The sequence below is a fragment of the Chachezhania sediminis genome (assembly GCF_009765275.1).
Lineage (GTDB): Bacteria > Pseudomonadota > Alphaproteobacteria > Rhodobacterales > Rhodobacteraceae > Chachezhania > Chachezhania sediminis.
In genome coordinates this window covers 879,784-896,650 of record NZ_VOPH01000003.1, presented here as the reverse complement: position 1 = coordinate 896,650, position 16,867 = coordinate 879,784, and the positions used below count along the sequence as shown (strand labels likewise).

Annotated in this window: 14 protein-coding genes and 2 pseudogenes; 9 read left to right on the top strand and 7 right to left on the bottom strand. The window is 65.6% G+C overall.

Annotated elements, in window-relative coordinates:
- The first annotated feature begins 979 nt into the window (after window positions 1-979).
- Entirely contained in the window at window positions 980-1,576 is a 597-nt protein-coding gene (locus FQK05_RS13595; RefSeq protein ID WP_199252661.1) for an HAD family hydrolase, read from the top strand.
- A gap of 126 nt (window positions 1,577-1,702) precedes the next feature.
- On the opposite strand, the gene FQK05_RS13590 is transcribed toward FQK05_RS13595, so the two are convergent.
- A complete protein-coding gene (locus FQK05_RS13590; protein ID WP_158967563.1) occupies window positions 1,703-3,193 on the bottom strand; it encodes a sodium/glutamate symporter in 1,491 nt (496 codons plus the stop codon).
- Window positions 3,194-3,400: 207 nt separating this feature from the next.
- Here FQK05_RS13590 and FQK05_RS13585 point away from each other — a divergent pair, with 207 nt between their 5' ends.
- Window positions 3,401-3,601 carry an SHOCT domain-containing protein gene (locus FQK05_RS13585; RefSeq protein ID WP_158967561.1) on the top strand — a complete coding sequence of 67 codons (201 nt, stop codon included), beginning with the start codon at window positions 3,401-3,403 and terminating at the stop codon, window positions 3,599-3,601.
- Window positions 3,602-3,665: 64 nt separating this feature from the next.
- Here FQK05_RS13585 and eno read toward each other — a convergent pair whose 3' ends face one another.
- Together eno and FQK05_RS13575 are read right to left on the bottom strand one after the other, a co-directional pair.
- On the bottom strand, window positions 3,666-4,940 hold the full coding sequence (gene eno / locus FQK05_RS13580; protein WP_158967559.1) for a phosphopyruvate hydratase: 1,275 nt from the start codon (window positions 4,938-4,940) through the stop codon (window positions 3,666-3,668).
- Window positions 4,941-5,005: 65 nt separating this feature from the next.
- Entirely contained in the window at window positions 5,006-5,911 is a 906-nt protein-coding gene (locus tag FQK05_RS13575; RefSeq protein ID WP_158967557.1) for a DMT family transporter, read from the bottom strand.
- Between the two features lie 162 nt (window positions 5,912-6,073).
- Here FQK05_RS13575 and FQK05_RS13570 point away from each other — a divergent pair, with 162 nt between their 5' ends.
- Complete coding sequence (locus tag FQK05_RS13570; protein ID WP_325063880.1) at window positions 6,074-7,252, top strand: AbrB family transcriptional regulator; 1,179 nt, start codon at window positions 6,074-6,076, stop codon at window positions 7,250-7,252.
- A 117-nt stretch (window positions 7,253-7,369) separates the two neighbouring features.
- Here FQK05_RS13570 and FQK05_RS13565 read toward each other — a convergent pair whose 3' ends face one another.
- The gene (locus FQK05_RS13565) at window positions 7,370-7,786 is read right to left on the bottom strand and encodes a Fur family transcriptional regulator (protein ID WP_158967703.1); all 417 of its coding nucleotides are present in this window, start codon (window positions 7,784-7,786) and stop codon (window positions 7,370-7,372) included.
- Window positions 7,787-8,087: 301 nt separating this feature from the next.
- On the opposite strand from FQK05_RS13565, the gene FQK05_RS13560 reads away from it, so the two are divergent.
- Window positions 8,088-8,963, top strand: coding sequence for a DMT family transporter (locus tag FQK05_RS13560; protein WP_158967554.1), 876 nt, complete (start codon window positions 8,088-8,090; stop codon window positions 8,961-8,963).
- A gap of 4 nt (window positions 8,964-8,967) precedes the next feature.
- Here FQK05_RS13560 and FQK05_RS13555 read toward each other — a convergent pair whose 3' ends face one another.
- The gene (locus FQK05_RS13555; RefSeq protein WP_158967552.1) at window positions 8,968-10,386 is read right to left on the bottom strand and encodes a protein adenylyltransferase SelO; all 1,419 of its coding nucleotides are present in this window, start codon (window positions 10,384-10,386) and stop codon (window positions 8,968-8,970) included.
- A 71-nt stretch (window positions 10,387-10,457) separates the two neighbouring features.
- On the opposite strand from FQK05_RS13555, the gene FQK05_RS13550 reads away from it, so the two are divergent.
- The 3 genes and pseudogenes from FQK05_RS13550 to FQK05_RS26545 all read left to right on the top strand — a co-directional run.
- Window positions 10,458-10,877 (top strand): cupin domain-containing protein, encoded by a 420-nt coding sequence (locus FQK05_RS13550; RefSeq protein WP_158967550.1) that lies wholly within the window; start codon window positions 10,458-10,460, stop codon window positions 10,875-10,877.
- Between the two features lie 262 nt (window positions 10,878-11,139).
- Entirely contained in the window at window positions 11,140-11,331 is a 192-nt protein-coding gene (locus tag FQK05_RS13545) for a hypothetical protein (RefSeq protein ID WP_158967549.1), read from the top strand.
- Window positions 11,332-11,524: 193 nt separating this feature from the next.
- Window positions 11,525-11,995: pseudogene (locus FQK05_RS26545) on the top strand (transposase); the annotation flags it as partial.
- Window positions 11,996-12,020: 25 nt separating this feature from the next.
- Here the strand turns inward: FQK05_RS26545 and FQK05_RS26105 are convergent.
- Window positions 12,021-12,332: pseudogene (locus tag FQK05_RS26105) on the bottom strand (IS481 family transposase); the annotation flags it as partial.
- Between the two features lie 586 nt (window positions 12,333-12,918).
- Here FQK05_RS26105 and FQK05_RS13530 point away from each other — a divergent pair.
- On the top strand, window positions 12,919-13,815 hold the full coding sequence (locus FQK05_RS13530) for a fatty acid desaturase (protein WP_158967547.1): 897 nt from the start codon (window positions 12,919-12,921) through the stop codon (window positions 13,813-13,815).
- Here the strand turns inward: FQK05_RS13530 and FQK05_RS13525 are convergent.
- Window positions 13,775-14,902 (bottom strand): anhydro-N-acetylmuramic acid kinase, encoded by a 1,128-nt coding sequence (locus tag FQK05_RS13525; RefSeq protein WP_158967545.1) that lies wholly within the window; start codon window positions 14,900-14,902, stop codon window positions 13,775-13,777. The two genes, FQK05_RS13530 and FQK05_RS13525, sit on opposite strands and share 41 nt — an antisense overlap.
- 87 nt (window positions 14,903-14,989) lie before the next feature.
- Between FQK05_RS13525 and tyrS the strand changes: the two genes are divergently transcribed.
- Window positions 14,990-16,246, top strand: a complete 1,257-nt coding sequence (gene tyrS, locus FQK05_RS13520) for a tyrosine--tRNA ligase (RefSeq protein WP_158967543.1) — start codon at window positions 14,990-14,992, stop codon at window positions 16,244-16,246.
- Window positions 16,247-16,867 lie beyond the last annotated feature (621 nt).

The window sequence follows — 16,867 nt, the reverse complement described above, 5'->3', positions numbered from 1 at the left end:
AAGTCCGGGGCGTAATCGCCCGCATACCTGACAGGGACCCGGGACGCGGAAGCCATCAGGGCCAGCGGCCGAAATGCCGCGCGAACAGGCCGGACACACGACCGCTTCTGAATGGGTGAATTAGAGCCATTTCCCGCTTGCTATGCAGGAGCCATCCACACAGGACCTTGATGGCACCGTGCAGCATGGTCTGGAATACCAAGGTCGGCATTGCGGGACAGAGCGATCATTGGACGAAATGGAGGGATACGAGCATAGCCGTCGAAAGGACGAGTGCGATCAAGGCGCCGGCAAGCGCGGGGTCGGGGACAAAAAACGCAGTATAAAATATTGATGCGCAGTCCAAGCTGGCAAGCCACAGGGCAAAGCATGAGACGAACGCGCATAGGCTGAACACGACCAATTCGAAGCGAGCGATGCGACGTCGCGCTCTAAAGGCTCTAAATGTTAGGGGCACTATGAACAGGACGAATGCAATCAGCATCGCATCATCGCCCGAACCGGAACTCATAAGCTGCTTGCAAAAGAACGGCCCATTCGAGCTACGCCCAGCTAAGCCTGGCGAGAAGCTGTCGTATCCGAATCCGACAACAACCATCACGATGAGCGAGGCTACATAGGCATAGGAAATTGCACGACGTGTCATAAAGCAAATTGTTAGCCGATACTGCGATGGCGATACAGGGCTCGAAGCGGCGCCGCGGCGTGCTGGACGCCCAGGTGAGTGGGTCTGCCCGGCAGAGACGGCTCTCTCCGGACATTGGCCGAGTCGGCTATCGCTGCGTTGCAGCTTCCCCAAAGCGATCATCCGCAACATCGGGCAGCATGATGTGACACGCCGAGGTCCGTAGTGCGGACGAAGCGGACGTTCCAAAAGGTCGAAAGACATATCCCGACACTTCACTTTTCCTCGCACGTCACTGACAAAAGGGGGAATAGACGGTTCTCAAGGGCAGATTCAGTAATGGTCGTTTGTTTAATGCTCGATGTTGACGGTGTCCTCGTTGATGGCCGCCCGAGCGATGGGCTGCGTTGGGATCACGATCTGCGGCAGGACATGGCAATTCCGACCGATGCTCTTGCCGAAGAGTTCTTCAAGACTGAATGGAACGACATAGTAATTGGTAAGAAGGCGTTGCTGCCAACACTAGCCAATGCGTTGAAACGGATCGCTCCTGCAGTCCAAGTGGAGGACTTGATAACCTATTGGTTTGAAATGGATTCACGGATTGTTGAACCCGTTCTCGCCGACATTCGTGCGGCAAGGCGAGACGGCATCCCTGTCTATTTGGCAACGAACCAAGAGCATCTGAGAGCTGCCTACCTGATGACGTCCATGGGCCTATCTGATGAAGTGGACGGAATCATTTACTCAGCGAAAGCTGGAAGTAAGAAGCCGCAACCCGAGTTCTTCCGTTTCGCGGGGGAGTTCACCGGTCGCCAGCCGCACGAGCTGCTTTTGGTCGATGACACAATTCCGAATATCAGAGCTGCTCAGTCGGAAGGGTGGAACGCAGTTCACTGGGACGGAACAGAAGACCTACATACCATTTTGCGCCGCAGCATTGAGCACTAAGGGCTCCGAACCGGACCTTCGCCGCACGCTGTTCGAACGGCAGCTTCGCCTTGCCCTATGCGATCCGGGTCAGGGCCATAGCAGGAGGGTCGGGCCTGCCCGCCGCCTGATCTGGCCCGCTTCGGGTCAGTCGCCGTCGCTTCGAACGAACAGCCGGCGCCCCATGACCAGCCAGATCGCCGCGACGACGGCTGTCAGGCACAGGATCGCGACCGGCCCGAACTGGACAATCAGCGGCATCGAGATCGCGGTGAAGATCCCGCCCCCCATGATCGGTTCGAACACCAGCTGCTTGTAGCCGAAGCGTTCCAGCCCGCCGGACCGGTTCTTGGCATCCGCCATCTGGAACAGCAGCAGGCCGGTGACGGTCATGCCCATGCACTGACCCAAATCGGCGATGCCGCGTTCGAACCAGGGCCCCGGCAGCATCCGCGGCGCCAGCATCAGGAAGGCCCCCACGTTCCAGGCGATCCCCGCCCCCACCATCAGGGCGAAGGGGCCGAAATTGTCGGCAATCACGCTCAGCGACAGGGTCGCCAGGGCCGAGACGATGGTAAAGTCCAGCGCCACGCCGGCGATGCGGTTCACCAGTTCACGGTCGATCAGGTGGTCCTTGCCCATCCGCGTCATCGCGAACTGGACGACGGCGCCCCCGATCATCGCCAGCGGAAACAGTGGCACATAGGACAGAAGCTTCAGCCCCCCTGCCCCCCAGGTCGCCTGTTCGAAGGCCACCATAAGCTCCAGCAGGATCCGCCCGATCACGATCGAGGCCGCGACCAGCCCCAGGTGAAAGGACAAGGGATCGATGACGGCGTCGGGCCTTTCGTCCTCTTCCTCCGGCTCGGCGGCGGTCAGCCCGCCCGCCCGCGTGACGTCCATCATGTCCAGCGTTTCCGCCATGTCGCCGCCGCCCGGCGCCGGCGTCGCCGCCACCGGCTGACGGACCCGCGCGCTGAGCAGGATGCCGCGCAGCCGTGCCCAGTGGATCAGGATCACGCCCGAAAGGATCGCGGCCACCAGACCGACGGATGCCAGGCCAAGGGCCAGGTCCAGTCCCTCTTCGAACCCGAGTTCGGTGAAAACCGGGGCCAGACCGGCCGCGGTGCCATGCCCGCCTTCGAACCCGATCTCGATCAGCGCGCCCGCCAGGGGCGACATCCCGAAGAGCGGCCCGAGGACCAGCAGCGCCAGCGTCAGACCCACCACGTACTGCCCCCAGGCCACGGTCTGGCCATAGCAGATCAGCGGACCGGCCTGGTGCCAGATCTTTCGGGGCCCGGGGATCGACTTGCCCAGGAACAGGCAGGCGAAGACGATGTTGATCAGAAGCGACGGCAGCGACCGCCAGACCTCTCGCACGCCCGCGCCCCAGACGCCGTCGGCCAGCGCCGATTGCGGGTCCCAGGCGGACACGGCCGCGCCCAGCACGTCCGGTCCCAGCACCAGCGCCACGACCCCGGCCACGACGGATCCCGGCAGCAGCAGCCGTCCCAGCACACGCCAGCGGTGCCGAAGCGTCAGCCCGCCCACCAGCAGCAGCGCGATCAGCGAGGCCGCCAGGAAGATCGTGTCGATCTGGGACAGGTCGGGAACGGTCAGGGCAGGCAGGGTCATGGCAGGCGCCTCGGCGGTCAACTCGGTCCGGGTCTAGCACAGCGGCAACCGGGCTGCAGGCGATACCTTGCCGGGATTCCCACGGCCGTTGTGGCCATGGCGCCCCCCCGCAACGCGCCCTTGCGCCGGCCCCGCCCCCTGTCTTGACCCCGGATCGGTTCCGGTGCGATGTCGCCCGCGGATGGACACAGACTATCGGGGACCTTCATGTCGCGTATCGTTCTTTCGGCCGCCGTTCTGGCCTGCCTTTCACTGTCCGGCTGCATCAGCTTCGGCGGGTCGGACGACACTACCGTGCAGGATGTCGCCGTCGGCCAGCAGCTGACCGACCTGGATGCCGCCTACAAGCAGGGCCTGCTGACCCAGCGAGAATACGACAGAAAGCGCAAGCAGATCCTGAAACAGTAGGCCGAAACGCAAGCAGCGGCGCCCGATGGGCACCGCTGCATCACGTTCGCGAAGAAGCGCGGGATTACTTCAGGATAGACCGGCCGGCATATTCGGCGATGTCGCCCAGGGCTTCCTCGATCCGGATCAGCTGGTTGTACTTGGCCAGCCGGTCCGACCGCGCCAGCGACCCGGTCTTGATCTGACCGCAGTTCGTGGCGACCGCCAGGTCGGCAATCGTCGAATCCTCGGTCTCGCCCGAACGGTGCGACATGACGTTGGTATAACGTGCGCGGTGGGCCATATCGACGGCCTTCAGCGTTTCGGTCAGCGACCCGATCTGGTTCACCTTCACCAGCATCGAATTCGCGACGCCCTTCTTGATGCCTTCCGCCAGGCGTTCCGGGTTGGTCACGAACAGGTCGTCGCCCACCAACTGCACCCTGCCGCCCAATGCGTCGGTCAGCAGTTTCCAGCCGTCCCAGTCATCCTCGGCACAGCCATCCTCGATCGAGATGATCGGATAGGCATCGCACAGCTTCGACAGGTATTCGACGTTTTCGGCCGAAGTCAGCGAAAGGCCTTCGCCCTTCATCTCGTACTTGCCATCCTTGAAGTATTCGGTCGAGGCGCAGTCGAGTGCCAGATAGATGTCCTCGCCCGGCTTGTAGCCCGCCTTCTCGATCGACTTCAGGATGAAATCCAGTGCGTCCTTGGTCGATGCCAGTTCCGGGGCAAAGCCGCCTTCGTCGCCCAGGCCCGTGGACATGCCGGCCGACGACAGTTCCTTTTTCAGGGTGTGAAAGACTTCGGAGCCCATGCGCACGGCGTCGGCGATGTTTTCCGCCGCCACCGGCATGATCATGAATTCCTGAATGTCGATCGGGTTGTCTGCGTGCTCACCGCCGTTGATGATGTTCATCATCGGCACCGGCAGAACCCGGGCCGAGGTGCCGCCGACATAGCGATAGAGCGGCTGCGAGGTGTAGTCGGCCGCGGCGCGGGCGGCGGCCAGCGACACGCCCAGGATCGCGTTCGCGCCCAGCCGCCCCTTGTTCGGGGTGCCGTCCAGTTCGATCATGGTGGTGTCGATTGCAACCTGCTCGGTCACGTCGAAGCCAACCAGTTCCTCGGCAATCTCGCCGTTGACGGCGGCGACGGCGTCCAGCACGCCCTTGCCCATGTAGCGGGACTTGTCACCGTCACGCTTTTCGACCGCCTCGTAGGCCCCGGTCGATGCGCCCGAAGGAACGGCCGCGCGGCCCATCGTGCCGTCTTCCAGCGTGATGTCCACCTCGACCGTGGGGTTACCGCGGCTGTCGAGGATCTCGCGCGCGTGAATGTCGATAATCGTGCTCATGTAAATGGCCCCATGCAAGTGTCGCACGCGTCTTAGCGTTCCGAAATGGGTCGGGAAAGAGACACTTACGCCACTGGGACATGTTTGCGCTCGCAGGCGCGCCGGGCACGGCGACGGACCACCCGTTCGCGCCAGACCGTGTAGATTCCGGAGGCAACGATCAGCGCCGCGCCGAAAAGCGTGGCCTCGTCGGGACGTTCGGCGAAGACCGCGACGCCGATGATCAGCGCGAAGAGCATCCGGGAATAGCGGAAGCCCGTGACGAAGGACACCTCTCCCAGGCGCATCGCCATGACGATCATGTAGTAGGCCAGGTAGGCCGAGGCGAGCATGCCGATGGCCGGCAGCACGTGGATGCCCTGCGGCGCGACGTAAGGTTCCCCGCCCACCAGCGCCACCGCGATGGCGGCCGGGATCAGCGACGGAAAGGCCAGCATCGACAGTTGATAGGAGGACGTCCTGGCCGTGATGACCCGGGTCACCAGGTCGCGCCCGGCCATGAAGACCACGCCCACGACGGCAAAGAGCGCGTTGGCATCAAAGCCTTCCAACCCCGGGCGCAGCACGATCAGGACGCCCAGAAGTCCCGCGATAATCGCGCTCCACCGCCGCCAGCCGACCTGTTCCTTCAGGAAGATCGCGGCCCCCATGGTGACCAGCAGCGGCGTCGCCTGGATGATCGCCGAGACCAGCACCAGCGAAGCACGGGTGATGGCGATGATCATGCACATCGTGGCCAGCATCTCGCAGGCACAGCGCAGCAGCACCTTGGGATCCAGGAAATCCCGGCTGAACAGCGGCTGGCGGTTCAGGACGACGAAGATCGCGAAGACCGGACCGCCCACGACGCCCAGCGTGCCGATGATCATCCAGGCAGGAAGGTCGACTGCCAGAAGCTTGATGAACATGTCCTCGATTGCGAAGCCAAGCATCGACAGCGTCATCAGTACCGCGCCGCGCAGGTTGTCCATCTTGGCAGTCCTTCCGGGAGCCGGGGCAAGCCCGGAACAGATCAAGAGAGTTTACGTAAGTGCCATCGTACGATTTGCGTGCGTCTGCAAGCTTTACAGCGCGGGGTTGTACCGGGGCTTACTGGGCAAGCCCTTGCAAATGCGGACATATACCGGCCCGTCATGCCGCTGGGGAATAGCTGCATTTCCCGGGCGTCATTGCCCGGCGGGCGGTGCGATGCTAATCAGACCCGGATGGACCGCTCTCCCTCCGCACCTGCCGAAACCGCCCCCCGGGGTCCTGCCTCCGTCGCGCTGCAAACGGCGATGACGCTGGCGCTTGGCGGTGTCGGCGCCCTGGGCGCGATCTGGCTGGGACTGCCGGCGGCGACGCTGATCGGGCCTTCCCTTCTGGTTACCGCGGTGGCGCTGGCCGGCGTGCGGGTCGGGATCGCCGATATCGTGCGCGACATCTGTTTCCTGTTCATCGGCCTGTCGGTCGGCGCGGGTTTCGTCCCCGAGGCCGGTGCCGCCATTCTGCGCTGGCCGCTGGCCTTTCTGGCGCTGGGGGTGACGCTGGGCCTGACCATCGCCGTGGGCGGCTGGGTGCTGCGCCGCTTCTTCGGCTTCGACCGCACCAGCGGCGTTCTGGCGGCCGCGCCCGGGCACCTGTCCTTTGTCCTGTCGATAAGCATGGAATCCGGCGGCGATGTCGGCCGCGTAGTGATCGTCCAGTCGATGCGGCTGCTGACACTGACGCTGGTCGTGCCCTTCCTGGCGGTGGCCATGGGCTATGAGGTGCCACCCGTCGCGGTGATCGCCACTGCGCCGATGGCACTGTGGGTCCTGGGCCTTCTGGCCATGGCCGGGCTGGCCCTGGGCTGGGTCTTCGGAAAGCTGAAATTTCCCGCGCCGCTGGTCCTTGGCGCGATGGGTGCCTCGGCCGTCAGCCATGTCGTCGACCTGACACCGGGCGGCGTGCCGCAATGGATCCTGATGCCCGCCTATGTCGTCATGGGCACCCTGATCGGCACCCGCTTCGCGATGATGAGCTGGCGGCTCTTCCGCCAAAGCGCGGTGGCCGGGCTGGTCACGACCCTGGTCGGCGCCGTCTTCGCAGGGCTGGGCGCGATCCCCGTCGCCTGGGCGCTGGAAATGGAACTGCCCCATGTCCTCGTCTCCTTTTCGCCCGGGGGGCTGGAAACGATGATCGCACTGGGCGCCATCATGGGTGTGAACGCGGCCTTCCTGACCGCCTGTCACGTGGTGCGGCTGGTGATCCTGTCGGCGATGATCCCGTTCGCCGTCAGCCGCGCCGGCCGGCACCGGCCTGCTGAAACGCCAGACCCCGCGCACGTCTGACCGCCGCTGATCACGGCAAAGTCGGGACCTGCCTGCAAAAGGCTGCGGTGGCGGGACAGGCAGGATCAACCGTGATCCCACCCGGCCGCGAACGACGCCCGGAACCCGGGTCTTTTTTCAGGACTTCTTGCGGGTCGGAACGCCGTAAAGTTCCAGCCGGTGACCGCGCAGTTCATATCCCAGCTTGGCCGCGATCTTTTCCTGCAACTCCTCGATCTCGGGATCGACAAACTCGATCACCTCGCCCGAGTTCATGTCGATCAGGTGGTCGTGATGATCGCGGTCGGCGTCTTCGTACCGCGCCCGACCGTCGCCGAATTCCAGCCGGTCGAGAATCCCCGCCTCCTCGAACAGCTTCACCGTCCGGTAGACGGTCGCGATCGAGATACCGGCATCCAGCGCGCTGGCCCGGCCATAAAGTTCTTCGACATCCGGGTGGTCGTCGCTGTCCTGGAGGACCTGGGCGATGGTCCGGCGCTGGCCGGTCATCCTCAGGCCCTTGGCCTCGCATCGGGAAATGATCGTCTCGGGCATGGTCCAACAATGCGGTTGAAGGTGCAGGGTTGTGTAGCCCATCGCGCCGGCCCCGAAAACCCTGCATCGGACCTTCCGCCATCGTCTGCCGAAAGCCCCTGCCCGCCCGGCTGTCCCGCGTAACATGCGCATCGTCCGGCCGCTGCCATGTCGTGTCCCCGGGCCCGTGGGATCGCCAGCGCGACCTCTTTGCCTGCCGGCCTCGCCCAACCCGTCACCGGCGCGTCAGTGCCGGGACGTTCCGGGACCCGGCGCTCCGCTTCCGCTTGACAGTTCAGCAACCTGCTCATCCTTTGGGCGGATGGAAGAAAGACGGCCCATAGACCTGACCGGTGCCACGGCCCTGATCGGGTTCGCAGTCCTGATGGGACTGAACCAGATCCTGATCAAGGTCACCAATGGCGGCTTCGGCCCCGTCTTCCAGGCGGGGCTTCGGTCGGCCATTGCCTTCGTCGTCGTCCTGTCGTGGATGCGCCTGCGCGGCCTGCCGGTCATGCTGGCCCCCGCTGCCAGGCCCTGGGGCGTCCTGATCGGCGTCTTCTTCGCGGTGGAATTCATCACGCTCTTCATCGCCCTGGACCTGACCACCGTCTCGCGCGCGTCGATCCTGTTCTATTCGATGCCGGTCTGGACCTCGCTTGGCGCGCATTTCTTCCTGAAGGGGGAACGGCTGACGCCCCTGCGCCTGCTGGGCCTGGCGCTGGCCATGAGCGGCGTGGCGCTGGCGCTGTCGGACCAGTCCAGCCCCGGCGGCAGCCTGTCCGGCGACCTGCTCGCCATGGTCGCGGCGCTGTGCTGGGCCGGAATCACGCTGACCGTGCGGATGACGCCGCTGGCCAAGGAACGCCCCGAAAACCAGCTGATCGTCCAGGTCGCCGTTGCCGGCACGCTTCAGCTGCTGGCCGCGCCCTTCTTCGGCCCGTTGCTGCGCGATCCGCAACTGCTCCACGTCGGCACCCTGCTGATCCAGGGCGTCTTTGTGATCGGCATCGCCTTCCTGGTCTGGTTCCGGCTTCTGGCCACCTACACCGCGTCGGGTGTCGCGTCGTTCAGCTTCCTGTCACCGGTCGTGGCCGCGATCCTGGGCTGGGCCATCCTGGGCGAAGAAGTCAGCCTCTTCGTCTGGATCGCGCTGGCCCTGGTGGCCCTGGGCATCGTCCTGATCAACCGCAAATGAAGGCTCAGGTCCCGCAGAAGGTGGCTTGGACCCGTTCGTCCACCGCGGGCGGGCGCCGCAGGTCTTCATAGGCCGGATCGTCATCGAAAGGCCGCGCCAGTGCCGCGTTCAGCCGCTCGAACGGACCATAGTCGCCCGCGACCGCCGCCTGGATCATCTGCTCCACGCGGTGATTGCGCGGGATCACCACCGGGTTCGCCGCCCGCATCACAGCCCTGGGATCCGCCTCGCGCGACAGTCGCGCCCGCCACAGCTCTGCCCAGGCATCGAAGGCATGGGGGTCCAGAAACTGGTCCCGCGCCGCGCCGTCGGAGAGCGCCCGGAACGTGTTGGTGAAATCCGCCTGCCCTTCCTCCATCAGCCCCATCAGGTCGACGGCCAGCCGGACGTCGCCCTCCTCCGGCTCGGCGATGCCGATCTTGGCGCAATAGGCCCGCGCCCATTCCTTGCGGAACAGATCGCCCATGCCATTGACGATCTCCGTCGCCTCTTCCACCGCGGCTTCCGGGTCCGGAAGCTGCGCGATCAGCGCCGTGGCCAGTTGCGCCATGTTCCAGACCGCGATGTCGGGTTGCCGGTTGAACCGATACCGCCCGCCCCGGTCGATCGAGGACAGGACCGTGTCGGCCCGGTAGGTATCCATGAAGGCGCAAGGCCCGTAATCGATGGTCTCACCCGCGATGGAGCTGTTGTCGGTGTTCATCACGCCGTGAATGAAGCCCACGGACAGCCACTGCACGATCAGCCGCGTCTGCGCATCGCAGACCGCCTTCAGCAGGCCCATCGGCCCTTGGGCACCCGGATAGTGCCGGTCGATGGCGTATTGCGTCAGCTGCTTCAGGCTGGCCGTATCATCGCGCGCGGCAAAGATCTGGAAGGTCCCCACCCGCAGGTGGCTGGTGGCCACGCGCGCCAGGACTGCCCCCGGCAGCACGGTTTCCCGCACGACCTTGTCCCCGGTCTCGACCGCCGCCAGTGCCCGCGTGGTGGGGATCCCCAGCGCATGCATGGCCTCGGACACGACATATTCCCGCAGGACCGGCCCCAGCCAGGCGCGCCCGTCGCCCATCCGCGAATAGGGTGTGGGACCAGATCCCTTCAACTGCAGGTCGCGTCGGATCCCGTCGGTGCCGACGGTCTCGCCCAGCAGGACGGCACGGCCGTCCCCCAGCTGCGGGTTGAACGTTCCGAACTGATGCCCGGCATAGGCTTGCGCCAAGGGCGCCGCGCCATCCGGCACCCGGTTCCCGGCAAAGACCTGGGCCATTTCCCCGACCTCGCCCGGGGCGATGCTCATGATCCGGGCCAGCGGTTCGTTGAAGGCCACCAGCCGCGGCGCGCTGACCGGCGTGGGCGCTTGCGCGGTAAAGAAGGCACCCGACAGGCGGGCATAGGAATTGTCGAAGGGGATATGCAGGCTCATGTCCGGAACATGGGGTCTCTGGCCCCGATTCGCCATGGTCTTGAACTGCGCTCCGGTCTAGGCTTGCAACCATGACGGCAGACGAGATCATCGAGCGGCTGAAGCTGCAGCCCCATCCCGAAGGCGGCCATTTCCGCGAGACATGGCGCGCCACGAACGAGGGCCGGGCCACCGGCACCTGCATCTATTTCCTGCTCAAGGCAGGCGAGACCAGCCACTGGCACAAGGTCGATTCGACCGAGGTCTGGCTCTGGCATGCGGGATCGCCCCTGGTCCTGTCGATCGCGGAAACCGAGGCCGGCCCGGCGCGCGACCATCTCCTGACGCCCGACCTGGACGCAGGCGCGCCGCAGATCGTCATCCCAGAAAACCACTGGCAGTCGGCGCGGCCCACGGGCGATTTCACGCTGGTCAGCTGTGCTGTGTCCCCCGGTTTCGATTTCGCGGGCTTCGTTCTGGCCGAACCGGGCTTCGACATCCCCCGCGCCTGACACAAAGCTGGAACGGCGACGGGGGCCCTGCCCCCGGCCCGTGCCTGTGGCCCGGCCTCCCCCGAGGATATTTGAAGACCAAAGAAGTCAGGGGCGACGGAGGGAGCCTGCCTGGCCGGCGCCGGCCCCCACCCACCCAGCTCCTGCTTCGGAGATGCGGTCATTGCGGGATTTGCGCCCTGATCGAAGGTTGGCGCAGGCTGACCCGGTTTCTGACCGGGAGGAATGACCGAGGAAGTACCCTGCAGGACTGGATGTCTCGTTGTCGACGACGGCAGTCGTGCATTGTCGGTCCGACGGGCAGATCGTGTCCGAAGCGACGGTGGAGAACCATTCGGGCATGATCGCCGATGCTCTGGCGCCCTTTCGGGATGGCCTGGAGATCGTGGGCCTGGATGCAGGCCGATGTCGGAACCGCTGGCCCGCGGCCTGCTGGCCGCAGGGTTTTCCCTGACACGGACGGAGACGCGCCGGGTCGCCCCCGCCCGTGCGGCCCAGATGGACAAGACCCGCCGCAACGATGCGGGCGGGATCGTCAGGCTCCTGCGGCTGTGCCGGTTCCGTCCGGTCCACCTCGAGAGCCATGAAGCGCGCCAGAGGCGCCTGGTCGATGTCGGCTCGCAAGTCCCAGCAGGGGCACCTGGTCGATGTCGGAAACAGCTTGCGCGGGGCCCGGCTCGCGCGGCTTTGGTCTGCGACCCGGGCGGGTCCTGCGCAGGCGCGCGGGACGCAGAGATCCGGGACCTGATCTAGGGGCATCATCTACGGGCATCCTGGCCTTGAGATTGCCCTGTCCCCGCGGATCGCAGGGCGCGAGAGTCTGCGCCCCGCCGTCGAGGAACCGACCGCCCGGGTTCGGGAAGAAGTGTCGAACGATCCGGTGTGCCAAAGGCCATGGACGGCGCCGGGGGCCATTCCTGCTTGGCCCCGTCGTGGCGCCGACCTCTGTGGCAACGATCGACGATCCGGCGCGGTTCCGGTCCCCGAAGCAGGTGGGCGCCTGCGCAGGCCTCACGCCGCGCCGCTGCCGGTCCGGCGAAAGGGACCGGGCGGGGACGCTCACCAGATGCGGCGCCCCTGCCCTGCGGGTGGCACTGTTCGAGGCGGCGAATGCGATGCGGGTCCAGGTCGAGACGCCGGTTCCCGCCGCAGTGCTGAGCGTGTCAGGTGCGGGTTGGACGGCTGAAGGGCATAGAGGCAGTCAACAAGCGGCAGCAGCGTGTGGCACCGAAACGCGACGATGGCCGCCTCCTCAGCCTCCGTGAGGACCGTCGAACGTCGCTCCTTTGCGCCGGTCTTGAGATCATCGACCGTCTGCCGTTTACGCCACTTCGCAACCGTCTTGGGATTGATCCCGAGCTCCCGGCTCAACGCCGCGAGCGAAACTTGCGATCGCTGTATTGCTGCTCTGAAGGCGTACGCGGTCGTGGCGCTTCCGTGACGAACTTGTCCCATAGGGCATCCTCCCATTCCGAAGAAAAGAACACACCATCAAACCGTGGGATCAAACACCTGGAGCCAGGGCGGAGGCCGCAACAAGCAGCCTGGCGCTTTCTGGTTGCTCGGAGAAGCCCGCTTCGGAGACAGGCCCCGCCCGCCCCGATCATACCGCAACGCATCCCGGGACGGCGACGCCCTGTCCCGAACGGAAGCGGGGCCCCCGTCCGGACGTCGAGCGCCTCGGAGACGGGCTTTGAGCCATCTCTGTGGCGAACCAGAGGAAGCTTCCGGCTGTCAATAATAACCTTCCGAAAAAAAACGCTTCAATCTCGCCGCAAACAATCCCCCAATGACAGAAGAAGCCGCCTGCGCGTACGAACCGACGGACGGGCGACGGGCCGCGGTCAAGGTCAATTCCCGAGGGGCCCCGCAACGCGGAGAGACGGCTGTTGTCCTTGCCCGAACGGGGACGGACTGGCAGGCAGGGCGCCCGCGAGGACGGGATCGAAGCTGCTGCTTTGGTGAGCTCCGAAGCGTCTTTGACCTCCGGACGCCTTCACTGGCCCTTGCCAGCGACAGCGCCCGGATCCAGTGTCGCGCCATGAATCACACCCAATTCCTCAGGCAGTTGCCGCCGGAAGACAAGGCCGCGCTGACCGAACGGTCGGACCGGGCCGGCCTGCGTCACCTGGGGCCCTATCTGCTGTGCCTAGCCGGCAGTTCCGCCGGCATCGCACTGGCCGTGCCGCTGTGGCCGGTTCTGGTTCCGGTCCAAGGGGTGCTGCTGGTTTTCCTCTTCACGCTCTCGCACGAATGCACCCACCAAACGCCGTTCCGGACGGCCTGGCTGAACGACCTGTTCGGACACGCCATCGCGCCGATCCTGCTGCTGCCCTTCATCTGGTTCCGCTATTTCCACCTGGCGCATCACCGGTTCACGAATGACCCGGAGCGCGATCCGGAACTGGCCGGGGGCGGGAAGCCGGACACGGTCGTCGAATGGCTGCTCTATGTCTCCGGCTGGCGGCTCTGGGTCAGTTCGGCCTCGACGATCTGGAGCAATGCGTGGGGCAAGCTCGACGCCCCCTACCTGCCGCCTCGACGCCATGCCGCGATCCGGCGCGAGGCACGGATCCTGCTGGCGGTCTATGCCGCGGCCCTGGTCAGCCTGTTCTTCACGCCGGTGCTGTTCTGGCTCTGGATCCTGCCGGTACTGGTGGGGCAGCCGGTTTTGCGGCTCTACCTGTTGGCCGAGCACGGGCTTTGCCCCGCAGTCGCCAACATGTTCGAGAACACGCGAACCACCTTCACCGGACGCGTCGTCCGGGCTCTGGCATGGAACATGCCCTATCATTGCGAACATCACGCCTTTCCGAACGTACCCTTCCACAAGCTGCCGGACCTGCACCGGCTGACACGGCCGCACCTGGTGTCGACCGCGCCCGGCTATCGCAGCTTCACCCTGCGGTACGTGCGCTCGCTTCGCCGGGGCGGCTGAGGGTTCCGCCCGCAACCGGCGCGCGCACCCCCGTCGTAGACGGGCAGGACGTCGGCAGGCCGCGAGCCACACGGACGGCAAGATGGGCGAAGGCCTGGGCTTCCAGCATGTCGCCATCCAGTCCCGCATCCTCGACCGGCACGACCGGACATCCCAGCGCCTGCTGCAGCATGTCCATCAGCAGCGGATTTTTGCGGCCGCCGCCGGTGGCCAGCACCCGGGCCACGGGGCGCGGAAAATGGGCGATGCCGGCTGCCACGCCGGCCGCGCAGAGCGCAGTCAAGGTGGCGGCGGCATCGGCGTCCGACAGGTCGTCCACCAGCGCCGCCACACCGTTGAAGTCGTTGCGGTCAAGCGATTTGGGCGGCCGGCGGTCGAAATAGGGGCTGGCGAGGAAGGCATCGACGACGCCCTGCGCGACGCGGCCCTGCCCGGCCAGCGCGCCGCCTTCGTCCATCTCCAGCCCCAGCCGCGACTGCATCAGGTCGTTGACCGGCGCATTCGCCGGGCCGGTGTCGAAGGCCAGAAGGGCGCCCCTGTCCTCTGGACGGTCGTGGGACGGATCGACAAAGGTCAGGTTGCCGACGCCGCCGAGGTTCAAAAAGGCCACCGGGTCCACGGCCCCGATCCACTTGGCGCAGGCGAAGTGAAAGAACGGGGCGAGCGGCGCGCCTTCGCCGCCCTGCGTCACGTCTGCCGTGCGGAAATCCCAGACCACCGGTACACCCAAGGCATCGGCCAGCGCCTGCCCGTTGCCCACCTGCAGCGTGCCTTGGGCCCGCGGCGCATGGGCCAGGGTCTGGCCGTGAAAGCCCACGATATCGACATCCGGAACGGTGCGGAGCACCCCGGCATGAACCATGTCGACGACATGGGCCGCCGCCCCGACCTCGGGACCGGACCACAGGCCAAGACCTGCGCGCAGCACGGCGCGCTCGCCCGGGGTATAGGGCCGATAGGCCACCGGTCCGAAGCCGTGGATCCGATGTCCGTCCGTCTCGACCACAGCCGCATCGACCCCGTCCAGCGACGTCCCCGACATCGCCCCCAGCGCCCGCACGACGCCCGTTCCAGTGATCCCAGTCATTCCTGCCTCCTTCCGGGCCCGCCTGCTCTTTTATTCGGGCCTCGCGCGTCCTATAGACTGCGCTTCGTATCAATGCCGAGGCAAGCCATGACCTACCACCCGAAATCGGACTTCATCGCCGTGATGATGGAACGCGGTTTTCTGGCGGACTGCACCGACTATCAGGGGCTTGACGATGCCCTGATCGCCGGCGTGGTGCCGGGCTATATCGGCTATGATGCGACTGCCAAGTCGCTGCATGTCGGGCACCTGATGAACATCATGATGCTGCGCTGGTTGCAGAAGACCGGCCACAAGCCGATCACGCTGATGGGCGGCGGCACGACCAAGGTGGGCGATCCGTCCTTTCGGGCGGACGAACGCCCGCTGCTGACGGCCGAAGCGATCGACGCCAATATCGACGGCATGAACAAGGTCTTCGCGCGTTACCTGTCCTATGGCGACGGCGCGTCCGACGCGATCATGCTGAACAATGCCGAATGGCTGGACGGGCTGAACTACCTCGAATTCCTGAGGGACATCGGGCGGCATTTCAGCGTCAACCGGATGCTGTCGTTTGAGTCTGTGAAGTCCCGGCTGGACCGCGAACAGTCGCTGTCCTTCCTGGAATTCAACTACATGATCCTGCAGGCTTATGATTTCCTGGAGCTGAACCGCCGGTACGGCTGCCTTCTGCAGATGGGCGGATCTGACCAGTGGGGCAACATCGTCAACGGGATCGACCTGACCCGCCGCGTGCTCGACAACGAGATCTATGGCCTGACCACGCCGCTGTTGACCACATCCGACGGCCGCAAGATGGGCAAGTCGGCCAGCGGTGCTGTGTGGCTGAACTCGGAAATGCTGTCGCCCTATGAGTTCTGGCAGTTCTGGCGGAACACGACGGACGCGGATGTCGGCCGGTTCCTGAAGATCTTCACGGATCTGCCGGTCGAGGAATGCGACCGGCTGGCGGCGCTGGCCGGGTCCGAGATCAACGAGGGCAAGATCATCCTGGCCAACGAGGCAACGGCGCTGCTGCACGGGTCCGAAGCCGCGGCAACCGCCGAATCCACGGCGCGCGAGGTCTTCGAAAAAGGCGGCGTGGGCGACGACCTTCCGACGCTTGTCCTGACGGCCGATGAGGTGGCGGGCGACGGCATGTCCATCGTCCAGATCCTGGTCCGATCGGGGCTGGCCAAGTCCGGCAAGGAAGCCAAGCGCCTGATCGCCGAAAACGGCGCCCGCCTGGACGATGCGCCGCTGACCGATGCCGGACTGATGATCGACGCCGGCGCGCTGGCCTCGCCCATCAAGCTGTCGGCCGGCAAGAAACGTCACGCGCTGGTGCAGCTGACCCCGTGACACGTGGCGGTGCGTGCAAAGCACGCACCCTACCACGATGATCGGCCGGGACGCTCGATGCGGGCCCTGCGCCCACATTTGTCCACCGTCACTACCTCCATCCGAATGGACCACAGAGCCGCATCCGTAGGGTGCGTGCTCCGCACGCACCCTCGGCAGCCCCCAGGGCTCGACCGGCGACTACCCGGCCTCTGCCCGCGGGCCGAAGCCCGCCCGCTATTCCGGCCAGCGGCGATCGGCGGGGACGTTCGGTGCAGGCCATGCGCCCACATTCGTCACCGTCACCACCTCCATCCGACCGAACCACAGAGCCGCATCCATAGGGTTCGTGCTCCGCACGCACCATCGGCAGCCCCCAAGGCTCGACCGGCGACTCCCCGGCCTCTGCCCGCGGGCCGAAGCCGGTCGGCAGCTTCGGTCAGCGGTGCGTGCAAAGCACCCACCCTACGGTCCCGCGACGCCCGGGCTTCGCCCCACGATGCAGATGACGGCCTGCACCCAATCGTCCCGACTGGCTTTTCGATCGGACGGGACCGCGTTCGGGGATGCTCGCTGCCTCATTCCGCCGTTCCGGCAGCCGGCAACCATGGAATGGCCGGGATCCGGAAAAAGCTGTCCGGG